Raw genomic sequence first — 21,117 nt, 5'->3', positions numbered from 1 at the left:
GCCCTAACGCCGCGGCCGAGCCGCTCGAAATTGGTTCGCTCATTTATAGTATTATAATGATGATCGCAAACGCCTGGGACGCTGTGACGCATTGCGCAGAACGACCTGCGGCTGTGATTCTCCAAGCGGTACGCGGGTTTGCTGCAAGGCCTGTGGCCCAAAAGTCGCCCTGGCTTGCCGAAATGATAGCGCTATCAATTTCAGCTTGTCAGTCTGAATTATATGACTAAAGGTCCAAAACAGATCGTGTGACTGCCTGGTGCAGCGCACGTCACCGACGCCTTCGAGAGCGTCGGGACGGATCTCATCTGGGGGAAGGAAACCGGAATGTCGTCTCGCAATACCCGTCGTAACGCCATGCTCATGGGCGCGTCAGCGCTCGTCATCTGTGGGGCTCTGCCCGCCATCGCCGCCGCTCAGACGGCCGCCGCTCCCGCGCAGGGCGTGGACACGGTCGAAGAGGTCGTGGTCACCGGCATCCGCGCCAGCCTGAAGTCGGCGCAGGAAATCAAGCGCAACTCCGAGCAGATCGTCGACTCGATCACCGCCCAGGACATCGGCGCTCTGCCCGACCGCAGCGTCTCCGAAGCCCTGCAGCGCATCCCGGGCGTCACGCTCCAGCGCACCAACGAAAACCGCGACCCGGCCCGCCTGGCCTCGGAAGGCGGCGGCGTGTTCATCCGCGGCCTCTCGTGGGTCCGCAGCGAAACCAACGGCCGCGACATCTTCTCAGCCAACAATGGCCGCGCCCTCTCGTTCGAAGACGTGTCCGCCGACCTGCTGGCCGGCGTCGACGTGTACAAGAACCCGTCGGCGGAACTGATCGAAGGCGGCATCGGCGGCATCGTCAACCTGCGCACCCGCAAGCCCTTCGACTCCAACAAGCGCCTGCTGGCCTTCTCGGCCGACTACAACTACGCCGACCTGCGCGACAAGGGCTTCGCGTCCGGCAACGTGCTCTATAGCGACCGTTGGAGCACCAATATCGGCGAGATCGGCCTGCTGCTGTCAGGCAGCATCGGCAATATCGGCAACCGCACCGACAGCATCCAGACCGGCCGCTTTGAAGAGCGCACGCTGACCGCCAATGACAATCCCGCCGCGGTGGGCAAGTCCGTGGGCGACAAGGTTTACATCCCCAACTCGATCGGCTGGCGCCGGATCGACTGGCAGCAGAAGCGCACGGCCTTCGCCGGCGCCCTGCAATGGCGTCCGAACGACCAGTGGGAAGCCACCTTCCAGATGCTGACCGCCAAGGCCGACCCGCACGACATCGAGCGCGCCCTGGGCGACACCGATGGCGGTTACGCCGCCACGGGCCCAGGCTTCAAGTACGACAGCCAGGGCTCGATCACCAACGGCACGATCAACAACTTCCACCTGACCGCCGACACCCGGTACGGCGAACAGCACAAGAAGACCGAAGACTACGGCTTCAACCTGAAGTTCACGCCGAACGACCGCTGGGCCTTCAGCGCCGACGCCCAGTACGTCAAGTCGCACGCCTCGGTCCTGAGCATGACGGCGTTCACGCAGATGGACCCGACGGTGCCGTCCAGCCTGACGTTCGACATCTCAGGCGACGATCCTGTCCTGAAGCTGAACCAGGCCACCGACACCACGCGGACCCAAGCCGCCTACTGGTGGGCGGCGGCGATGGACCACATCGAGGACAACAGCGCCGACTCCAAGGCCCTGCGCGCCGACGCCGAATATACTTTCGAGGACGACAGCTGGCTGAAGTCGTTCCGCTTCGGCGTGCGCGGCACGGACAAGACCTCGCTCACCCGTCAGACAGGCTGGAACTGGGGTCTGCTGAGCAACCAATTCTGGCTCAACAACGCCAACACCGTCTATCTGAACGGGACGGGCTATGACGCCACGCACCAGAGCCCGAACCTGCCGCTGCAGTCCGAGCTGGTCAACTACAACGACTTCTTCCGCGGCAAGGTGCAGCTGCCCGGCGTTGGCTGGTTCCCGGCCGAAGGTCTGGTCAGCAATGGCGCGGCCCACGCCTATGGCTATCTGCAGAACACCCAGAGCGCCGGCTGGGGCTGGGCGCCTCTGACCGAGGCCAGCTACGCCAATTCCTCGCCGGCCGGCGACAACCCCAATGGCGGCACCAACAGTCAGGGCGAAAAGACCAAGGCCATCTACGCCTTGCTGCGCTTTGGCCATGACGAAACGCCGCTGGGCCGCATGGACGGCAATGTCGGCGTCCGCGTGGTGAAGACCGAAGTGAACGGCGGCGACCAGATCATCAAGGTCGCCTCTCTTCAAGGGACCCCGGGCGCCTGCGCCGCGGTGACCCCGGCCATCTCGTGCACGGCCTTCAACAACGCCTACGCCTTCACCCAGGGCGGCTCGATCGCCGGCGGTTCGTCGTCGAACAGCTATACGGACGTGCTGCCCAGCGCCAACCTGCGGTTCTTCCTGAAGGATGACCTCCAGTTCCGTCTGGCCGCGGCCAAGGCGATCGTCCGGCCGACCTTCAGCCAGATGCAGTCCTACACGAACCTGAGCTTCAACTTCGAAGCGGATGGTTTCACGCCGAAGGCCATCGATCCGCGGAGCGGCAGCGGCGGCAACCCGCTGCTGAAGCCGACCAAGTCGAACCAGTTCGACGCCAGCCTGGAGTGGTACTTCAACCCGGCGGGCAGCCTGACGTTCGCGACGTTCTACAAGGACATCTCGAACTATATCTTCATGGGCAACGCGACCGAGAGCTACACCTCGGGCGGCCAGACCTATTCGTTCCTGGTCAGCCGCAACATGAACGGCTCCAGCGGCACGATCAAAGGCTTCGAGCTGGCCTACACCCAGTTCTACGACTTCCTGCCGGGGCCGCTCAGCGGCCTGGGCCTGCAGGCCAACTTCACCTATGTGGACAGCAACGGTGGCAAGAACACCGCGGTCAACCTCAACGAGTCGGCGCAGGTGGCCGGCGCCGCGGACCAGACCCTGCCGCTCGAGGGCCTGTCCAAGACCAGCTACAACGTGACGCTGCTATATGAAAAGTACGGCGTCTCGGCGCGGCTGGCCTACAACTGGCGCGAGCGTTACCTGCTGACCACCTCGGCGGCCAACATCCAGCGGCCGGTCTGGTCGGAAGACTACGGTCAGCTGGACGGGTCGGTCCTCTACTCGCTCACCCCGCAGTACAAGATCGGCATCCAGGCGACCAACATCCTCAACGCCCGGACCTATCTGGACGTGGGCGGTGCGAACCTGGCCCCGCGCTATAGCTGGACTGACACCGATCGCCGCGTCGCGGTGCTCCTGCGCGCCAGCTTCTAGGACTGAGACGTTCCGGCGCCTCCTTCGCGATCCTCCTGTCACGGGAAGATCGCGGGGGAGGCGTTCGACGTTCTGGGCGTCCGGCGCCGGGCGTTGCATAGTCCGGCGTGGCAGTGGGAGGGCGTGGCTTGGACAATCGCATTCGCAAGATCGTCATCGTCGGCGGCGGAACCGCCGGCTGGATGGCGGCGGCGGCGTTCAGCAAGCTGCTGGGCAAGGATTTCGTCGAAACCGTGCTGATCGAGTCCGATCAGATCGCCACGGTCGGCGTGGGCGAGGCCACTATCCCGCCCATCCGGCATTTCAATGAAAGGCTGGGCCTGGACGAGGTCGACTTCGTTCGCCAGACCCAGGCCACCTTCAAGCTCGGGATCGAGTTCCAGGACTGGGGAACGATCGGCCACCGCTTTTTTCACGCCTTCGGCGACTTCGGGGCCGACATCGAGGCGATCGGCGCGCACCATTACTGGCGCAAGCTGCAGGAGCAGGGCGAGCGGTTTGCGCTCGAAGACCTGTCGATGCCGACCCAGGCGGCCTACCGCAACAAGTTCGTGCCGCCCAATCCCGACCCGCGGTCGGTGATGCATGACTACGCCTACGCCTTTCAGTTCGACGCCGCGCTGTACGCTCGCTACCTGAGGGGGTACGCGCAGGAGCGAGGCGTCACGCGGATCGAGGGACGCATCGTCGACGTCCAGCTGCGCGGGACCGACGGCTTCATCGAGGCCGTGGTCCTGGAGAGCGGCGCCCGCGTCGAGGGCGACCTGTTCATCGACTGCTCGGGGTTCCGCGGGCTGCTGATCGAAGGCGCGCTGGAGACTGGCTATGAAGACTGGTCCCATTGGCTGCCCTGCGACCGCGCGATCGCGGCGGGTTGCGGTTCGGGCGGCGACGGCCTGACGCCCTACACCCGCACGACCGCCCGCCCGGCGGGCTGGCGCTGGCGCATCCCGTTGCAGCACCGCACCGGCAACGGCTATGTCCACTGCAGCCAGTTCGTCAGCGAGGACGAGGCGGTCGCCGACCTGTTGTCCAGTCTCGACGGCCCGCTGATCGGCCAGCCCCAGACCATCCGGTTCACGCCGGGCCGCCGACTCAAGGCCTGGAGCAGGAACTGCGTCGCCATGGGCCTGGCCAGCGGCTTCATCGAGCCCCTGGAATCGACCTCGATCAACCTCATCCAGACGGCGATCGGCCGGCTCCTGGACTTCTTCCCGAACAAGGACTTCGACCCGGTCCTGATCGACGAGTTCAATCGCCTGTCGCAGCAGGAGATGGAGCACGTCCGCGACTTCATCATCCTGCACTACAAGCTGACCGAGCGCACGGACAGCGGGCTGTGGGACTATTGCCGCGCCATGGCGATCCCCGACGAGCTGGCCCACAGGCTCGCAGTGTTCCAGCGCACGGGCCGCCTGGTGACCCATGACGACGACGGCTTCGCGCCGCCCAGCTGGCTGGCGATTTTCCACGGCCTTAAGGTCGTGCCGGATCGCTATGATCCGCTGGTCGACCGGATGAGCGTGGAGGAGATCCGCGCGGTGCTGGACGCTCGGCGCGCTGCCATCCTGCGTGCCGCCGAGGCCATGCCGGGCCAGCAAGCCTTCATCGACAAGTTCTGCCGGGCCGAGCTCCCGGCCGCCTGAGCAAAGGACAAGTCCGCGTGACCGACAATCGCATCCGCAAGATCGTCATCGTGGGCGGCGGCACGGCCGGCTGGATGGCGGCGGCGGGCCTCTCGCGCGTGCTGCGCGAGCATCAGCCGCAACCCCTCAAGGTCGAGATCCAGCTGATCGAGTCCGAAGAGATCGGCACGGTCGGGGTAGGGGAGGCGACCATTCCGCCCCTGATCCTGTTCAACCAGTTCCTCGGGGTGAACGAGGACGAGTTCGTCCGCGCCACCCAGGCGACCTTCAAGCTGGGCATCGAGTTCGTCGACTGGACCCGGCTGAACCATCGCTACCTCCACCCGTTCGGCCGCTATGGCGCCGATCTCGCCAGCAGCGCCTTTCATCACTACTGGCTGAAGCTGAGAAGCCTGGGCGATCCCAGCGATTTTGGCGACTATTCGCTGCCGACCCTGGCTGCGGGACTGCGCCGCTTCGATCGGCCGACGGCGAACTCGGCGTCGATCATGTCGACCTATTCCTACGCGTTCCATTTCGACGCCGGGCTCTACGCCAGGTTCCTGCGCGGATACGCCGAGGCGCGGGGCGTCCAGCGCGTGGAGGGCAAGATCGTCGACGTCGCCCTGCGTGGCGGCGACGGCTTCATTCAGTCGGTCACCCTGGCCGACGGCCGGGTGGTGGACGGCGACCTGTTCATCGACTGCTCGGGCTTCCGGGGGCTGCTGATCGAACAGGCCCTGAAGAGCGGCTATGACGACTGGTCCAACTGGCTGCCGTGCGACCGGGCGGTGGCGGTCCAGAGCGAGAGCGTCGAGGACCTGACGCCCTTCACCCGCGCCACCGCCCATCCTGCCGGCTGGCAGTGGCGCATCCCGCTGCAGCACCGCGTCGGCAACGGCTATGTCTATTCCAGTCCGTTCATCAGCGACGACGAGGCCGCCGCGACCCTGCTGCGCGGGCTGGACGGCGAGCCCTGCGTCGATCCCCGCTTCCTGAGGTTCACCGCCGGGCGCCGGCGCCGGTACTGGAACAAGAACTGCGTCGCCCTGGGCCTGGCCAGCGGGTTCATGGAGCCGCTGGAATCGACCAGCATCCACCTGATCCAGACGGGGATCACCAAGCTGATCCAGCTGTTCCCGGACCGGAGCTTCAGCCCCGTGCTGCTGGACGAGTACAACCGCCTGACCGACCAGGAATACGAGAAGATCCGGGACTTCCTGGTGCTGCACTACCATGCCAACGAGCGCACCGACTCGCCGCTCTGGCGGCAGGTGCGCGAAATGCCGATCCCCGACGGCCTGGCGCACAAGATGGAACTGTTCCGGGAGACCGGACGGCTGGCGTCCATGGGGCAGGACCTGTTCCAGGAGCCCAGTTGGCTGGCCGTGCTGATCGGCCAGAACGTGATGCCGCGGGCGTACGATCCCCTCGTCGACCTGATGGACGCGGGCGTGGTGGAAAAGAACCTCAGGGCGATGAGAATCGCGATGCGCCAGGCCGCGGAGGCCATGCCGTCGCACCGGGATTTCATCGGCGCTCATTGCGCGGCGCCGGACCTTTCGCCACGGTAGAAATGACTCCCGGCGTCAGGAAAGCCTTGCTAGGGAATTGTCCTACTTATACGAATGATAGCGCTAACAACAGGTCTGCGACGAGGTCCCGACCTCTGGAACGCTGACGACGCGGGAGGTGACATTTGGCCAGACGGATCTGGAATCTTGATCGGCTGCGGCTTGGAGCGGCCGGTGCGATGGCGTTCCTGGTCCTGGCCGGCCCGCCCGCCGGCGCCGCCGACCTGCCCAGGCTGGTCGAGAAGGACGGCCGCCACGCCCTGATGGTCGACGGCGCGCCGTTCCTGATGCTGGGCGTCCAGGCCAACAACGCCGCCAACTATCCCTCGCAGTTGCCCAAGGTGTGGCCGGCGGTGAAGGCGATGCACGCCAACACCCTGGAGATCCCGGTCGCCTGGGAGCAGATCGAACCGGTCGAGGGCAAGTTCGACTTTTCCTATGTCGATGTGCTGCTCAAGCAGGCCCGCGACAACGACGTGAAGCTGGTGCTGCTGTGGTTCGGGACCTGGAAGAACAACGGCCCGCAATACGCGCCCGAGTGGGTCAAGTTGGACAACAAGCGCTTCCCGCGGGTTGTCAACGCCAAGGGCGAGGTCAAGAACTCGCTCTCGCCGCACTTCCCCGCCACGCTGGAGGCCGACAAGAAGGCCTTCGTCGCCCTGATGCGCCACCTGAAGGCGGCCGATCCGGATCATACGGTGATCATGATCCAGCCCGAGAACGAGACCGGCACCTACAGCGCGATCCGCGACTATTCCCCCACCGCCCAGAAGCTGTTCGAAGGCCCCGTGCCCGCCCAGCTGGTCAAGGCCATGGGCAAGACGCCGGGAACCTGGCAGGCGGTGTTCGGCAAGGACGCCGACGAGTTCTTCCACGCCTGGTCGATCGGCCGGTTCGTTGACGAGGTCGCCGCGGCCGGCAAGCGCGAGCTGCCGCTGCCGATGTACGTCAATGCCGCCCTGCGCGACCCCTTCAAGTACCAGGACCCGTTCACCTATTCGTCAGGCGGGCCGACCTGGAACGTGCTGGAGGTCTGGAAGGCCGCCGCGCCGTCGATCGACGCCTTGGCCCCCGACATCTACATGCGCGAGAGCGCTAGCGTCCGGAAGACGCTGGAGCAGTACGGTCGGGCCGACAACGCCCTGTTCGTGCCCGAGATCGGCAGCGACAAGGCCTATGCCCGCTATGTCTACGACGTGCTGGGCCGCCACGGGATCGGCTTCTCGCCGTTCGGCCTCGACTACACCGGCTATTCCAATTACCCGCTCGGCGCCAAGCAGGTAGACGCCGAGACGCTGGAGAACTTCGGCGTCCACTATCGTCTGCTGGCGCCCATGGCCCGCGAATGGGCCAGGCTGTCGTTCACCAGCGACGTCTGGGGCGTGGGCGAGGCCGACGACCGCAAGGCCGAGACCCTGAAGCTGGGGGACCGCTGGACCGCCACGGTCTCGTACGGCGAATGGCAGTTCGGCTCGATCGAGGCTCCCTGGATGTCCAAGGCCGAGAAGCAGCCGAACCGCGAGATCCCGGACGGCGGCGCCCTGATCGCCCGGCTGTCGGCCAACGAGTTCCTGGTCACCGGCTATCGCGCCCGCGTCACCTTCGGCTCGGCCAAGGACGAGCGGTTCATGCTGGCCCGGGTCGAGGAAGGTCACTTCGAGAACGGCCAGTGGGTGTTCGACCGCGTGTGGAACGGCGACCAGAGCGACTACGGCCTGAACCTCACCACCCTGCCGCAGGTGCTGAAGGTCAAGCTGGCCACCTACTGACGTCCGTCACTCAAACGCCGATCCCGGGATCCACCCGGATCGGCGGCGATAAAAATCAAAGATTCTAGGGGAAGAACGATGCGCATGCTGCCCAAGGCCCTGTTCGCCGGCCTAACGCTCACCCTCCTGGCCTCGACCAGCGCGTTCGCGCTGGACGGCGCCTTCGAGAAGACCGCCGACGGGGTGGTCGTGACCCCCGCCTCGGGGCCCGCCAAGAAGGTGCGGCTGCAGGTGATGGGCGAGCGCATCATCCACGTCACGGCGACGCCGACCGAAAGCCTCGACACGCCGCCGAGCCTGATGGTGACGGCCAAGCCGGGCGGCGCGTTCACCGTGACGGAGGCGGGCGGCAAGGTGGTGGTCAAGGCCGGCAAGGCCTCGGCCGAGGTCTCGCTGGCCGACGGCCAGGTCAGCTTCCGCGACGCGGCCGGCAAGCTGGTCCTGGCCGAGAACGGTCGGCGTCCGTTCAAGACCGAAACCATCGACGGCAAGACCTTCTACAGCGTCAGTCAGCAGTTCAATCCGGGCACGGACGAGGCCTTCTACGGCCTGGGCCAGCACCAGAACGGCCAGATGAACTACAACGGCCAGGACGTCGAACTGGCTCAGTACAACCGCGACATCGCCGTGCCGTTCGTGCTGTCGACCCGCAACTATGGCCTGCTATGGGAGAACAACGGCATCACCCGCTTCGGCGACCCGACGCCCTATGACGTGGCCTCGCGCGACCTGAAGATCTTCGACGCAGCCGGCAAGGCCGGCGGCTTCACGGCCAAGTACTATGTCAACGGCGCGCTGAAGCTGACCCGGACGGAAAAGGACATCGACTACCGCTTCCTGAAAGACCTGCCCAACTGGCCGGCCGAACTGACCGGGCCCGACAAGAAGCCGGTCAAGGGCGCCACCGTGGTCTGGGAAGGCTCGGTCGAGCCCTCGGTCAGCGGCGTCCAGAAGTTCAAGCTCTACTCGTCCAGCTACGCCAAGGTCTATGTCGACGGCAAGCTGACGATCGACCGCTGGCGGCAGAACTGGAACCCATGGTTCCACAACTTCACCGCCCCGATGAAGGCCGGGACCCGCCACAAGATCCGCGTCGAGTGGGATCCGAACGAGGGCTATATCGGCCTGCTGCACAACAACCCGATCCCGGCGGCCGACCAGCAGTCGCTGACCATGACCTCGGACGTCGCCCATGCGGTGGACTACTACTTCGTGGCGGGCGGCGACCTGGACCAGGTGGTGAGCGGCTATCGCGACCTGACCGGCAAGGCCGTGGCCCTGCCGCGCTGGGCCTACGGCTTCTGGCAGAGCCGCCAGCGCTACGAGACCCAGGACCAGATCGTCGGGGTGCTCAAGGAATACCGCGACCGCAAGCTGCCGATCGACAACGTGGTCATGGACTGGCGCTACTGGAAGGACGACGCCTGGGGCAGCCACAAGTTCGACGAGACCCGCTTCGCCGACCCCAAGAAGATGGTCGACGACATCCACGGGATGAACGGCCACATCATGATCTCGATCTGGCCGAAGTTCTATCCGACGACGGAGCACTTCAAGGAGCTGGACGCCAAGGGCTTCATGTACAAGCGCAACATCGAGCAGGGCGCGCTGGACTGGGTGGGGCCGGGCTATCTGAACTCGTTCTATGACCCCTACGCCAAGGAGGCGCGCGACATCTACTGGCGCCAGGTCAAGGAGAGCCTCAAAGGCTTCGGCATCGACGCCTGGTGGATGGACAGCGACGAGCCGGACATGCACTCCAACCTCGACATCCCGGAGCGCACCCTGCGCATGGGGCCCACGGCGATCGGTCCGGGCGCGGAGTTCTACAACTCCTATCCGCTGATCCACACCCAGGGCGTGTTCGAGGGCGAGCGCGCGCTGGACCCCGACAAGCGCAGCTTCATCCTGTCGCGCTCGGGCTTCGGCGGCATCCAGCGCAACGGCGTGGCCCTGTGGAGCGGCGACGTGGTCGCGCGCTGGGACGACCTGAAGGACCAGATCTCGGCCGGGGTGAACCTGTCGATGTCGGGCGTTCCCAACTGGACCACCGACATCGGCGGCTTCTCGGTCGAGGATCGCTACACCAACAAGGACCCGGCGCACTGGGCCGAATGGCAGGAGCTGAACCTGCGCTGGTTCCAGTTCGGCGCCTTTAGCCCGCTGTTCCGCAGCCACGGCGAGTTCCCGTACCGCGAGATCTACAACCTCGCCGACGAGGGCACCGACATCTACAAGGCGCTGGCCTGGTACGACGAGCTCCGCTACCGGCTGATGCCCTATGTCTACACCCTGGCCGCCGACACCTATCAGCGCGACGGGATCATGATGCGCGGGCTGGTGATGGACTTCCCATCCGACACCACCGCGCGCGCCGTCAACGACGAGTACCTGTTCGGCAAGGCGTTCCTGGTCGCCCCGGTGACGCAGTTCAAGGCGCGCTCGCGGTCGGTCTACCTGCCGGCGGGGGCCAGCTGGTACGACTTCGAGACCGGCAAGGCGTTCAAGGGTGGCCAGACCATTAAGGCCGACGCCCCGCTGTCGCGCATGCCGCTGTTTGTGAAGGCCGGCTCGATCGTGCCGACCACGGTGGTCCAGCAATATGTCGGCGAGCAGCCCGACGCCCCGCTGACGGTGGTGGTCTACACCGGGGCCGACGGCAAGTTCGAGCTCTACGAGGACGACGGCCTCAGCAACGGCTACGCCCGTGGCGCCTGGAGCCGGATCCCGATGAGCTTCGATAACGCCACCGGCCGCCTGACGATCGGCGCGCGCTCGGGCAGCTTCAAGGGCATGGTCGAGAACCGGACGATTAAGGTCCGCTTCATCGGTTCCGGCGCCAAGCCGGTCGATTTCGACGCCGTGGACGAAACCGTGGCTTACAGCGGCCAACCGGTGGTGGTGACGCGGAAGAAGTAGGGCGTTCGATCCAAGCGTCTCGAAGCCCCGGTCCCAAGAGGGCCGGGGCTTTCGCCCCCATGTGCACATGCGCACAGGTATGATATCATCTGTGATGTGAGATGTGTGCTCGACACCAATGTCGTGGTCGCCGCCATGCGCAGTCCGAGCGGAGCGTCGGCGGCGCTGTTGCGCGTGGCGCGTCGCGGTGAACTGCGGCTGTTGGCCAATGTCGCCCTGGCGCTTGAGTACGAGGCGATCTGCGGCCTCGACGAGCATCGGTGGGCCGCGGGGCTGACGGAGGACCAGGTGGATGTCTTCCTGGCCGCCGTGATCGCGATGGCCGAACCGGTGGAGAGCCATTTCTTCTGGCGGCCGCAGTTGCGTGATCCCGCCGATGAATTCGTGCTGGAGGCGGCGGTCAATGGTCAGGCCGACGCCATCGTCACATTCAATGTCCGAGACTTCGGCGCCGCGCCCCAGCGGTTCGGAGTCGAGGTCTGGAAGCCGCTCGAAGCCTTGAGGAGACTCACGCCATGAAGGCGCGCCAAAGCACCTATCCCCTTCGTCTTCCGACGTCGGTGCGGGCCGAGGTCGAACGCCGGGCCAAGGCTGAAGGCACGAGTGTCAACCAGTTCGTGGCGACGGCCGTGGCGGAGAAGTTGGCGGTCATGAACACCGCGGCTTTCTTCGCCGAGCGGCGATCGAAGGCTGATTTCGCCGCCTTCGACCAGATCATGTCGCGGCCCGGCGGCGCCGAGCCGGATGACGACGACCGCTTGCCTTAAGCCTGAACCACCAGCTTGCGCGTGATCAGCTCGGCCGCGTTGACGCGTTCACCGCCGGGCTGCATCACCTCTAGGTGCACGTGGTCGGTGATGCCGGGATAGTGGCCCTGCAGGCTCTGGTCGGCGCCGATCGTCTCGCCCAGGCGCACCGTCTGGCCCACCTCGACGCTGGGCTTCACGTAGAAGGCGCGGGCGACGTAACCCAGCGCCGGATTGGTGATCTCGACGAAGGTCAGGCTGTTGTCGCCGCCATAGGCGTAGCCGATCTTGGTCACATAGCCGGACATCGGGGCCTTCACGTCCTGGCCGGCCGTGGCCACGTAGTCGACGCCTTCGTGGCTGCGCGAGCCGCCGTCGCGGCGGGCCCCGAACTGGCCGTCGCCGAACTCGTCGTGGCCGCGCGGAACGCCGCCGGTCGGATTGGCGAAGTCGGGCGCGCCGTCGCCGTCGATGTCCGACCCGCTCCAGACCAGCTCCTTGCGAACCGGCTTCTGCGGCTTGGCGGCCATGTCGGCCAGCAGGCGCTGGACCATGGGCGACGGTCCCCGCGCGGTCTTGTGCGGGTTCTCCATCGCCGCCACCACCATCGGAGCGAAGACCAGGGCCAGGCCCAACGCGCCGCGCGCCCAGGGGGCGAGTTTGTGCGGGGCGAGCTTCTTCGCAGCCGGTGCTTGCATTAAATCGTCCTGAAGTTGTTGGTGGGATCGTTTTGGCGGGGTAGGCGTTGAGGTTGGTTAATCGCCAGATAAGGCGAAGACATGGCAAGCCAAGTGCGGCGTGCGGTCGCGCGCGTCCATGGCTATGCTTGAAGCTCTACTGAACGTTGTCAGCAAGTAGTCGGATGCGTAGCCCGCAGAGCGACGCTCAATGCTCTGGTTTGGGCGGGAAGATCAAGCGCCGCAGTCTCGCCTGCGTCGATAAGCACCACGTCCAGTTGGGCGAAGTCTTCGACGTCCTCCAGCAGCACGACCAATGTCGGTCCGTCGGCGATCGGGACGGGATTTCCCCGCCAGGGCTCGACCCGCGCGGTCCAGACGCCGCGGCGGACCATGACGTTGAGGTCGCGGATAGGGCCGGTCGTCAGGCGCGCCTCGACAACGGCCTCGCCTGGAAAGGCCAAGGGCGCGCCTGGCGCCAGTGGCGCTGGCCGGCCGTCGATCTCCAGCACCAGGCCGTCGCCCGCGATCACCGTCAACACCCGGTCGACGCCCGGAAAGGCTGAGAACGGCCCGTCGGCCGCAACGTCGGCCAGGCTGACTCGCCAGTCGAAGGCGTTCAGGCCGGCGCCGGCGGCCAGGCGGCGACCTCGCGGGTGACGCCGCCGCCGTTCCTCCACGGCGTGGCGATCCGGTCGGCGGCGCGGAGGATGCGCACTAGAGGATTCCGGGCAGGTCCAGCCCATGCTCCCGGGCGCAGTCCCGGGCGATCTCGTAGCCAGCGTCGGCATGGCGCATGACGCCGCTGGCCGGGTCGTTCCACAGCACCCGCGCGATCCGCCTGGCCGCGGCGTCGGTGCCGTCGCAGACGATGACCATGCCGGCGTGCTGCGAGAAACCCATGCCCACCCCGCCGCCGTGGTGCAGCGACACCCAGGTGGCGCCGGAGGCGGTGTTGAGCAGGGCGTTCAGTAGCGGCCAGTCCGACACCGCGTCCGACCCATCCACCATCCCTTCGGTCTCGCGGTTGGGCGAGGCCACCGAGCCGGAGTCCAGGTGGTCGCGGCCGATCACCACCGGGGCCTTCAGCTCGCCGCTGGCGACCATGGCGTTGAACGCCAGGCCCAGCCGGTGGCGGTCGCCCAGCCCGACCCAGCAGATCCGGGCCGGAAGACCCTGGAACTTGATCTTCTCGGCGGCCATGTCCAGCCAGTGGTGCAGGTGCGGATTGTCGGGGATCAGTTCCTTGACCTTGGCGTCGGTCTTGGCGATGTCCTCCGGATCGCCCGACAGCGCCGCCCAGCGGAACGGCCCGATCCCCCGGCAGAACAGCGGGCGGATATAGGCCGGCACGAAGCCGGGGAAGTCGAAGGCGTTGGTCACGCCTTCCTCCAGAGCCATCTGGCGGATGTTGTTGCCGTAGTCGACGGTGGGCACGCCGGCCGCCTGGAAGTCGAGCATCGCCCTGACGTGCACGGCCATCGAGGCCCGGGCGGCGCGGTTGACGCTCGAAGGCTCGCGCTCCTTGGCCGCCGTCCACTGGTCCAGGGTCCAGCCGGCCGGCAGGTAGCCGTTGATCGGGTCGTGGGCGCTGGTCTGGTCGGTCAGCAGGTCCGGGCGGATCCCGCGCGCGAACATCAAGGGCAGCAGCTCGGCGGCGTTGCCCACCAGGCCCACTGACGTCGGAGTCTTGTTTCGACAGGACTCCTCGATCCAGGCCAGGGCCTCGTCGAGGCTTTCGGTCGCCTTGTCCAGATAGCCGGTGCGCAGGCGCATCTCGATCCGCGAGGGCTGGCATTCGATGGCCAGGCATGAAGCCCCGGCCATCACCGCCGCCAGGGGCTGGGCTCCGCCCATGCCGCCCAGGCCCGCCGTCAGCAGCCACTTGCCGGCCAGGTCGCCGCCATGGTGCTGGCGACCCATCTCGACGAAGGTCTCGTAGGTGCCCTGAACGATGCCCTGGGCGCCGATATAGATCCACGAGCCGGCGGTCATCTGGCCGTACATGGCCAGGCCCTTGCGATCCAGTTCGTTGAAGTGCTCCCAGGTGGCCCAGCGGGGCACCAGGTTGGAGTTGGCGATCAGCACGCGGGGCGCGTCGGCATGGGTCCTGAACACCCCCACCGGCTTGCCCGACTGGACCAGCAGGGTCTCGTCGTCCTCCAGCCGGCGCAGGGTCTCGACGATCTTGTCGTAGCTCTCCCAATCACGCGCGGCGCGGCCGATGCCGCCATAGACCACCAGCTCCTCGGGCCGCTCGGCGACGTCGGGATGCAGGTTGTTCATCAGCATCCGCAGCGGCGCCTCGGTCAGCCAGGATTTGGCGGTGAGCTCGGTCCCGGTGGCGGGGCGGATGACGCGGGTGTTGTCGAGGCGGGTCATGGTGAGGTCTCGGTTGGGGCCGCCCCCGTCCTTCGACACGCTCAGGATGGGGGCTATTGAAGGCATCATTCGGAACCTCACCCCGAGCTTGTCGAAGGACGAGGTTTCGTTGTGGTCAGGCGCTGTTCGCGAACGCCAGGCACGCCTTCAGCACGTCGGCGAGGGCGGTGCGCAGCGGCGCGGCGCGGGCGACCTGGAACGGCGTGGGCCAGGTGTCCGGCGTCAGTTCCGCCGGCTCGTCGATGTAGCCGTGGCAGGCCAGCTCCATCTGCACGGCGTGGACGCCCCGCTCGGGCTGGCCGTAATGACGGGTGATCCAGCCGCCCTTGAACCGGCCATTCGTGACGCGCGACAGGCCGGTGGCGTCGCAGGCGGCTTCGACCGCGCGGGTCAGGCCCGGATCGCAGGCCGCGCCGCTATTGGTGCCGATGTTGAACTGCGGCAGCTCACCGTCGAACAGGCGCGGGGCGCGCGAGCGGATCGAGTGGGCGTCATAGAGCACCACCTTGCCGTGGCGCGCGACCAGCCGGTCGAGCTCGGCCTGGAGGCTGGCGTGGTACGGATCGAAGAAGCTGTCGCGGCGCGCGGCGATCTCGGCGGCGTCCGGGTCCTGGCTAGGGCGATACAGCGGTTCGCCGTCGAAGGTGTCGACCGGGCACAGGCCGGTGGTGGCCTGGCCGGGATACAGCGACACGCCTGACGGGTCGCGGTTGACGTCGATCACCGTGCGCGAGACGCCGGTGCGGACCACCGTGGCGCCCAGGCCGTCGGCGAAGGCGTAGAGTTGTTCGAGCCACCAGTCGGCGTCCTTGCGCGCCAGCCAGCGTGAGACCAGCCGCGCCTCGATGTCGGCCGGGATGATCGTCCCGGCGTGAGGGATGCTGACGACCAGCGGGGCCTCGCGGCGGGTGACGTGGAGCCAGTCGGCCTGGTTCATGCCGCCGCCTCCGCAACCGCCCTGCGTCCTTCGAGGCTCGCCTGCGGCTCGCACCTCAGGAAGAGGAATTCAGTGGCGTCAAAGCTCCTCATCCTGAGGCGCCCGCGCAGCGGGCCTCGAAGGACGCACCGCGCTTGAGTGCTCACGCCTCCACCCCCGGCAACACGATGGCCGAAGCGGCGGCGATCACCGCCCCCGACCGCACCAGGGCGTTGGCGGCCTCCATGTCCGGGTGGAAGTGGCGGTCGTCCGACAAGTGCGGCACCTGGGCGCGCAGCAGGCCGCGCACGGCCTCTAGCGGGGCGCTCGAGGCCAGCGGCGCGTGGAAGTCGCAGCCTTGCACCGCCGCCAGCAGTTCGATGCCGATCACGGCCTCGGCCGCCTCGACCATGGCCAACAACCGCCGGGCGCCGTGGGCGGCCATCGAGACGTGGTCCTCCTGGTTGGCCGAGGTCGGGATCGAGTCGACGCTGGCCGGATAGGCCTTCTGCTTGTTCTCCGAGACCAGGGCAGCGGCCGTGACCTGCGGGATCATGAAGCCGGAGTTCAGGCCCGGCTTTGGCGTCAGGAAGGCCGGCAGGCCTGAGCAGGCGGGGTCGACCAGCATGGCGATGCGGCGCTCGGCGATCGAGCCGATCTCGCAGACCGCCAGGGCGATCATGTCGGCGGCGAAGGCCACGGGTTCGGCGTGGAAGTTGCCGCCGGACAGGGCCTCGTCGCTCTCCGGGAAGATCAGCGGATTGTCCGAGACGCCGTTGGCCTCGGTGGACAGGGTGACCGCCGCCTGGCGCAGCACGTCCAGGGCCGCCCCCATCACCTGCGGCTGGCAGCGCAGGCAGTAGGGGTCCTGCACGCGCGCGTCGCCCTCGCGGTGAGAGTCGCGGATCGCCGAGCCGGCCATCAGGGCGCGCAGGGCGGCGGCGGTCTCGATCTGGCCAGGCTGGCGGCGCAGTGTGTGGATGCGCGGATCGAACGGCGTGTCCGAACCCTTGGCCGCCTCGGTGGAGAGGGCCCCGGTCACCAGGGCCGACTGGAACAGACGCTCGGCGTCGAACAGGGCGGCCAGGGCGTTGGCGGTCGAGAACTGGGTGCCGTTCAGCAGGGCCAGGCCTTCCTTGGGTCCCAGGGTCAGGGGCTCGAGCCCGGCTTGCGCGAGCGCCTCGGCGGCGGCCAGGCGCTGGTCGCCGACGAAGATCTCGCCGACCCCGATCAGGGTCGCGGCCATGTGGGCCAGCGGCGCCAGGTCGCCCGAGGCGCCGACGGAACCCTGGCACGGTACGACGGGCGTCAGGCCCTGGACCAGCATGGTCTCCAGCAGGTCGGTGGTCGCCGGCCGCACGCCCGAGGCGCCCTGGGCCAGGCTGGCCAGCTTCAGGGCCATCATCAGCCGGATCACCGGGATCGGTGACGGCGCGCCCGTGCCGGCGGCGTGCGACAGCACGATGTTGCGCTGCAGGGCCTCCAGGTCGGCGTCGCCGATGCGGACGCTGGCCAGCTTCCCGAAGCCGGTATTGATCCCGTAGACCGGCGCGCCCTTGGCCAGGATGCGCTCGACGGCGGCGGCGCTCTCGGCGATCCGCGCGGCGGCGCTTCCTGGCAAACGCGCCGGCGCGCCGCGATAGACGGCCTTCCAGTCGGCGAGGCTGACCTCACCGGGGTTGAGAACGACTTCGGTCACGCGATTTCACCCTTCCAGACGCGCGCATGGAGCGGATTGAAGCCCATGCGGTAGACAAGTTCGGCGGGACGCTCGATGTCCCAGACGGCCAGGTCGCAGGCCTTGCCTGCCTCCAGCGTGCCGACGCTGTCGAGGCGGCCCAGCGCCCGCGCGGCCTCGCGCGTGACGCCGGCCAGGCATTCGTCGACGGTCATCCGGAACAGGGTGGCGGCCATGTTCATGGTCAGCAGCAGGCTGGTCAGGGGCGAGGTGCCGGGGTTGCAGTCGGTGGCCAGGGCCAGTGGCACGCCGGCGTCACGCAGGGCCTGGATCGGCGGAAGCTTGGTTTCGCGGACGAAGTAGAAGGCCCCGGGCAGCAGCACCGCCGTCGTGCCGGCGCCGGCCATGGCGGCGATCCCCGCCGCGTCCAGATGTTCCAGGTGATCGGCCGACAGCGCTCCGAACGCGGCGGCCAGGGCCGCGCCGTTCTGGTTCGACAACTGCTCGGCGTGCAGCTTGACCGGCAGGCCATGCTCGCGCGCCGCCTCGAACACCCGGCGGGTCTGGGCCGGCGTGAAGCCGATGCCCTCGCAGAAGGCGTCCACCGCATCGGCCAGCCCCTCGGCGGCGACGGCCGGGATCATCTGGAAGCAGACATGGTCGATATAGTCGTCGGGCGCGTCAGCATACTCGGGCGGCAGGGCGTGGGCGCCGAGGAAGGTGGTGGTCACCGACACGGGGCGGGCGTCGGCCAGGGCGCGGGCGGCCCGCAGGCTCTTGAGCTCATCGTCCAGCGACAGGCCGTAGCCGGACTTGACCTCGATCGTGGTCAGGCCCTCGGCGATCAGGGCGTCCAGGCGGGGCAGGGCGCTGGCGACCAGCTGACCTTCCGAGGCGGCGCGGGTGGCCTTCATGGTCGAGACGATGCCGCCGCCGGCTCGGGCGATCTCCTCGTACGAAGCGCCGGCCAGCCGCAGCTCGAACTCGTGGGCGCGGTCGCCGCCGAACACCAGGTGGGTGTGGGGATCGATCAGGCCGGGCGTGATCCAGCGGCCTTCGCAGTCGATGGTCTCGGCCGCCTCGAAGGCCGGGGCCTCGGCGGCGGGACCGGCATAGGCGATGCGACCGTCCAGGGACGCCACGACGCCGTCCTCGACCACGCCCATGCCCCCCTCGCTTGAGTCGGGCTGGTCGGTGGCGAAAGTGGCCAGGCGGGCCTTGCTCCACACCCGATCGCAGCGCATGGCCTGGGATCTCCCGACGCCGGTCCGGTCTCTTGCCGGCGGCTTCAATATGTATAGACATATTCGCGTGATCCGAGGATTGTCCAGTGACAGACGACGCGTTTCCGCCAGAATCCGAAGCCGGGCCCGAGGCCGACCCGCCGATCTACACGCCGCCGCACGAGGTGGAGGCGGAGGTCGCGGCCGCGCGTGAACCCGAGCGTGCGCAATCCGCCGGTCCCCAGACGCTGTGGTTCGAGCAGGCCTTGCTTACCGACGGCTGGGCCAAGGATGTGCGGTTCACGATCACCGACGGCATGATCTCGCGCATCGACACCGACGTGGCCCGCCAAGCCGGCGAGACTGCCCATGGGCCATGCCTCCCGGGCCTGCCCAACCTGCACAGCCACGCTTTCCAGCGGGCCATGGCTGGCCTGACCGAGACACGCGGACCGACTGGGGACAGCTTCTGGACCTGGCGCGAGCTGATGTACCGCTTCGTCGACCGCCTGGGTCCCGACGAGGTCCAGGCCATCGCCGCCCTGGCCTATATGGAGATGCTGGAGACCGGCTCGACGCGGGTTGGCGAGTTTCACTACCTGCATCACGACAAGGACGGCTCGCCCTATGGCGATCCCGCCGAGATGGCGGCGCGGATCGCGGCGGCGGCCGACGAGACCGGGATCGGCCTGACCCTGCTGCCGGTGTTCTACGCTCATGCCGGCTTCGGCGGTGTCGCGCCGGGCGAAGGCCAGCGGCGGTTCGTGCACGACGTCGACGGCTACGGCCGACTGATCGAGGCCAGCCGCGCGGCGGTGGCCGGCCTGCCCGACGCGGTGGTCGGCATCGCTCCGCACAGCCTGCGCGCGGTGACGGGCGCGGAGCTGGCCGCGATCATTCCGCTGGCGGGTGCGGGGCCGATCCACATCCACATCGCCGAGCAGACGAAGGAGGTCGACGACTGCCTGGCCGCCACCGGCGCGCGGCCGGTGCGCTGGCTGATGAACAACGCGCCGGTCGACAAGCGTTGGTGCCTGGTCCACGCCACCCACCTGAACGCCATGGAGACCGAGCGCCTGGCCAAGAGCGGCGCGGTCGCCGGGCTATGCCCGATCACCGAGGCCAACCTCGGCGACGGCGTCTTCCCGGCCCATGACTATCTGGCGGCCGGCGGGGCGTTCGGGATCGGCTCGGACAGCAACGTGCTGATCGACGCGGCCGAGGAGCTGCGGACCCTGGAATACGGCCAGCGCCTGACCCGGCGGGCCCGCAACGTGCTGGCCAAGGCGCCCGGCGGCTCGACCGGCGGCGCGTTGTTCAAAGCGGCCGTGAGCGGCGGGGCTCAGGCGCTCGGCGTCGTCGGCGGCTTGCGGCGCGGGCGTCCGGCCGACTTCGTGACCCTGGACCGCGTGCATCCGGCGATGATCGGCCGCGACGGCGACGCCTTGCTGGACAGCCTCGTGTTCGCGGGACGGCACGGGGCGATCGACGGCGTCTGGCGCGGCGGTCGCCAGGTGGTCAGCAGCGGTCGCCACGACGCGCGCGAGGCCATCCTGGCCCGCTATCGGGCGGCCTTGGGGAGCGTGCTGGCTTGAGCGGGAACGAGGGGACGCTGTCCCAGCGCATACGGGGCGAGATCGAGGACCTGATCCGCTCGGGCGCCTGGTCGCCCGGCCGCAAGGTTCCATCCGAGCTCGAACTGATGGCGCGGTTCGGCTGCTCGCGGATGACGGTCAACAAGGCGATGTCGGCCCTGGCGGACGAGGGGCTGATCGTTCGCCGTCGTCGCGCCGGCTCGTTCGTGGCCCGGCCCCGCGTGCACTCCACCGTACTCGACATCCCCGACATCCAGGCCCAGATCCTGGCGCGCGGCGAGGCCTACCGCTTCGACCTGCTGGACCGACGGCGCCGCAAAGCCAGGGCGGGCGACGCCGACGAGATCGCCCTGGCGGCCGGCGGCGAGATGCTGGCGCTGCGCGGTCTGCATATCGCCGGCGACCGGCCGTTCGCCCTGGAGGACCGCCTGATCAGCCTGGCCGCCGTGCCCGAGGCGGCCGAACTGGATTTCGCCGAGGAGTCGCCGGGGGCCTGGCTGCTGCATCACGTCCCCTGGACCGAGGCCGAGAACCGCATCAGCGCCGTCGGGGCCGATGCGGCCGTGGCCGACCTGCTGGCCTTGGACGCGGGCGCGGCGCTGCTGGCCGTCGAGCGGCGCACCTGGCGGGCGGGCCAGCCGGTCACCTGGGTGCGCCAGCTGTTCCCCGGCGAGGCCTACGACCTGGTGGCGCGGTTCGGTCCGGCGCGGTGATCT

General features: G+C 68.0%; 14 protein-coding genes and 2 pseudogenes. 10 read left to right on the top strand and 6 right to left on the bottom strand.

Annotated elements, in window-relative coordinates; all coding sequences use genetic code 11:
* Positions 1–327 precede the first annotated feature (327 nt).
* The 7 genes and pseudogenes from ASD47_RS25385 (at position 328) to ASD47_RS25355 (ending at position 11,951) form a co-directional block, all read left to right on the top strand.
* Positions 328–3,297: a TonB-dependent receptor gene (locus ASD47_RS25385; RefSeq protein ID WP_082564811.1), complete on the top strand. Its 2,970-nt coding sequence runs from the start codon at positions 328–330 to the stop codon at positions 3,295–3,297.
* A 128-nt stretch (positions 3,298–3,425) separates the two neighbouring features.
* A complete protein-coding gene (locus ASD47_RS25380; RefSeq protein ID WP_082564810.1) occupies positions 3,426–4,943 on the top strand; it encodes a tryptophan halogenase family protein in 1,518 nt (505 codons plus the stop codon).
* A gap of 17 nt (positions 4,944–4,960) precedes the next feature.
* Positions 4,961–6,496 (top strand): tryptophan halogenase family protein, encoded by a 1,536-nt coding sequence (locus tag ASD47_RS25375; RefSeq protein WP_056762691.1) that lies wholly within the window; start codon positions 4,961–4,963, stop codon positions 6,494–6,496.
* Between the two features lie 179 nt (positions 6,497–6,675).
* Positions 6,676–8,265 (top strand): DUF5597 domain-containing protein, encoded by a 1,590-nt coding sequence (locus ASD47_RS25370; protein ID WP_056762689.1) that lies wholly within the window; start codon positions 6,676–6,678, stop codon positions 8,263–8,265.
* Positions 8,166–11,184 (top strand): annotated as a pseudogene (locus ASD47_RS25365) (TIM-barrel domain-containing protein). Before ASD47_RS25370 ends, ASD47_RS25365 begins: the two are co-directional and overlap by 100 nt.
* A gap of 96 nt (positions 11,185–11,280) precedes the next feature.
* Entirely contained in the window at positions 11,281–11,703 is a 423-nt protein-coding gene (locus ASD47_RS25360; protein WP_056762682.1) for a putative toxin-antitoxin system toxin component, PIN family, read from the top strand.
* On the top strand, positions 11,700–11,951 hold the full coding sequence (locus ASD47_RS25355) for a YlcI/YnfO family protein (RefSeq protein WP_056762680.1): 252 nt from the start codon (positions 11,700–11,702) through the stop codon (positions 11,949–11,951). Before ASD47_RS25360 ends, ASD47_RS25355 begins: the two co-directional genes overlap by 4 nt.
* Here the strand turns inward: ASD47_RS25355 and ASD47_RS25350 are convergent.
* The 4 genes from ASD47_RS25350 to hutG form a co-directional block, all read right to left on the bottom strand.
* Complete coding sequence (locus tag ASD47_RS25350; RefSeq protein WP_056762678.1) at positions 11,948–12,628, bottom strand: M23 family metallopeptidase; 681 nt, start codon at positions 12,626–12,628, stop codon at positions 11,948–11,950. The two genes, ASD47_RS25355 and ASD47_RS25350, sit on opposite strands and share 4 nt — an antisense overlap.
* A gap of 149 nt (positions 12,629–12,777) precedes the next feature.
* Positions 12,778–13,287, bottom strand: coding sequence for a HutD family protein (locus ASD47_RS25345; RefSeq protein WP_235526221.1), 510 nt, complete (start codon positions 13,285–13,287; stop codon positions 12,778–12,780).
* A gap of 37 nt (positions 13,288–13,324) precedes the next feature.
* The gene (hutU, locus tag ASD47_RS25340; RefSeq protein WP_056762676.1) at positions 13,325–14,989 is read right to left on the bottom strand and encodes a urocanate hydratase; all 1,665 of its coding nucleotides are present in this window, start codon (positions 14,987–14,989) and stop codon (positions 13,325–13,327) included.
* A 115-nt stretch (positions 14,990–15,104) separates the two neighbouring features.
* On the bottom strand, positions 15,105–15,926 hold the full coding sequence (gene hutG / locus ASD47_RS25335; RefSeq protein ID WP_056762674.1) for an N-formylglutamate deformylase: 822 nt from the start codon (positions 15,924–15,926) through the stop codon (positions 15,105–15,107).
* A 41-nt stretch (positions 15,927–15,967) separates the two neighbouring features.
* Between hutG and ASD47_RS26955 the strand changes: the two are divergent.
* Positions 15,968–16,063: pseudogene (locus ASD47_RS26955) on the top strand (hypothetical protein); the annotation flags it as partial.
* A gap of 5 nt (positions 16,064–16,068) precedes the next feature.
* On the opposite strand, the gene hutH reads toward ASD47_RS26955, so the two are convergent.
* Entirely contained in the window at positions 16,069–17,604 is a 1,536-nt protein-coding gene (gene hutH / locus ASD47_RS25330; RefSeq protein WP_056762670.1) for a histidine ammonia-lyase, read from the bottom strand.
* A complete protein-coding gene (gene hutI, locus ASD47_RS25325) occupies positions 17,601–18,827 on the bottom strand; it encodes an imidazolonepropionase (protein ID WP_056762668.1) in 1,227 nt (408 codons plus the stop codon). Before hutI ends, hutH begins: the two co-directional genes overlap by 4 nt.
* Before the next feature lie 86 nt (positions 18,828–18,913).
* Between hutI and ASD47_RS25320 the strand changes: the two genes are divergently transcribed.
* Positions 18,914–20,401 carry a formimidoylglutamate deiminase gene (locus ASD47_RS25320; RefSeq protein WP_082564809.1) on the top strand — a complete coding sequence of 496 codons (1,488 nt, stop codon included), beginning with the start codon at positions 18,914–18,916 and terminating at the stop codon, positions 20,399–20,401.
* Complete coding sequence (gene hutC, locus ASD47_RS25315) at positions 20,398–21,114, top strand: histidine utilization repressor (protein ID WP_056762666.1); 717 nt, start codon at positions 20,398–20,400, stop codon at positions 21,112–21,114. Before ASD47_RS25320 ends, hutC begins: the two co-directional genes overlap by 4 nt.
* The last annotated feature ends 3 nt before the right edge of the window (positions 21,115–21,117 follow it).

Source organism: Caulobacter sp. Root1472 (genome assembly GCF_001426985.1).
Classification (GTDB): domain Bacteria; phylum Pseudomonadota; class Alphaproteobacteria; order Caulobacterales; family Caulobacteraceae; genus Caulobacter; species Caulobacter rhizosphaerae.
The sequence above is the reverse complement of the archived record's forward strand: the minus strand, read 5'-3'. Positions and strand labels throughout refer to the sequence as shown.

Bases quoted from the DNA above. Each gene is read 5' to 3' on its own strand.
- ASD47_RS25385 (WP_082564811.1), top strand. From the start codon at position 328: ATGTCGTCTCGCAATACCCGTCGTAACGCCATGCTCATGGGCGCGTCA.
- ASD47_RS25370 (WP_056762689.1), top strand. From the start codon at position 6,676: ATGGCGTTCCTGGTCCTGGCCGGCCCGCCCGCCGGCGCCGCCGACCTG.
- ASD47_RS25355 (WP_056762680.1), top strand. From the start codon at position 11,700: ATGAAGGCGCGCCAAAGCACCTATCCCCTTCGTCTTCCGACGTCGGTG.
- ASD47_RS25350 (WP_056762678.1), bottom strand. From the start codon at position 12,628: ATGCAAGCACCGGCTGCGAAGAAGCTCGCCCCGCACAAACTCGCCCCC.
- hutU (WP_056762676.1), bottom strand. From the start codon at position 14,989: ATGACCCGCCTCGACAACACCCGCGTCATCCGCCCCGCCACCGGGACC.
- hutG (WP_056762674.1), bottom strand. From the start codon at position 15,926: ATGAACCAGGCCGACTGGCTCCACGTCACCCGCCGCGAGGCCCCGCTG.
- hutI (WP_056762668.1), bottom strand. From the start codon at position 18,827: ATGCGCTGCGATCGGGTGTGGAGCAAGGCCCGCCTGGCCACTTTCGCC.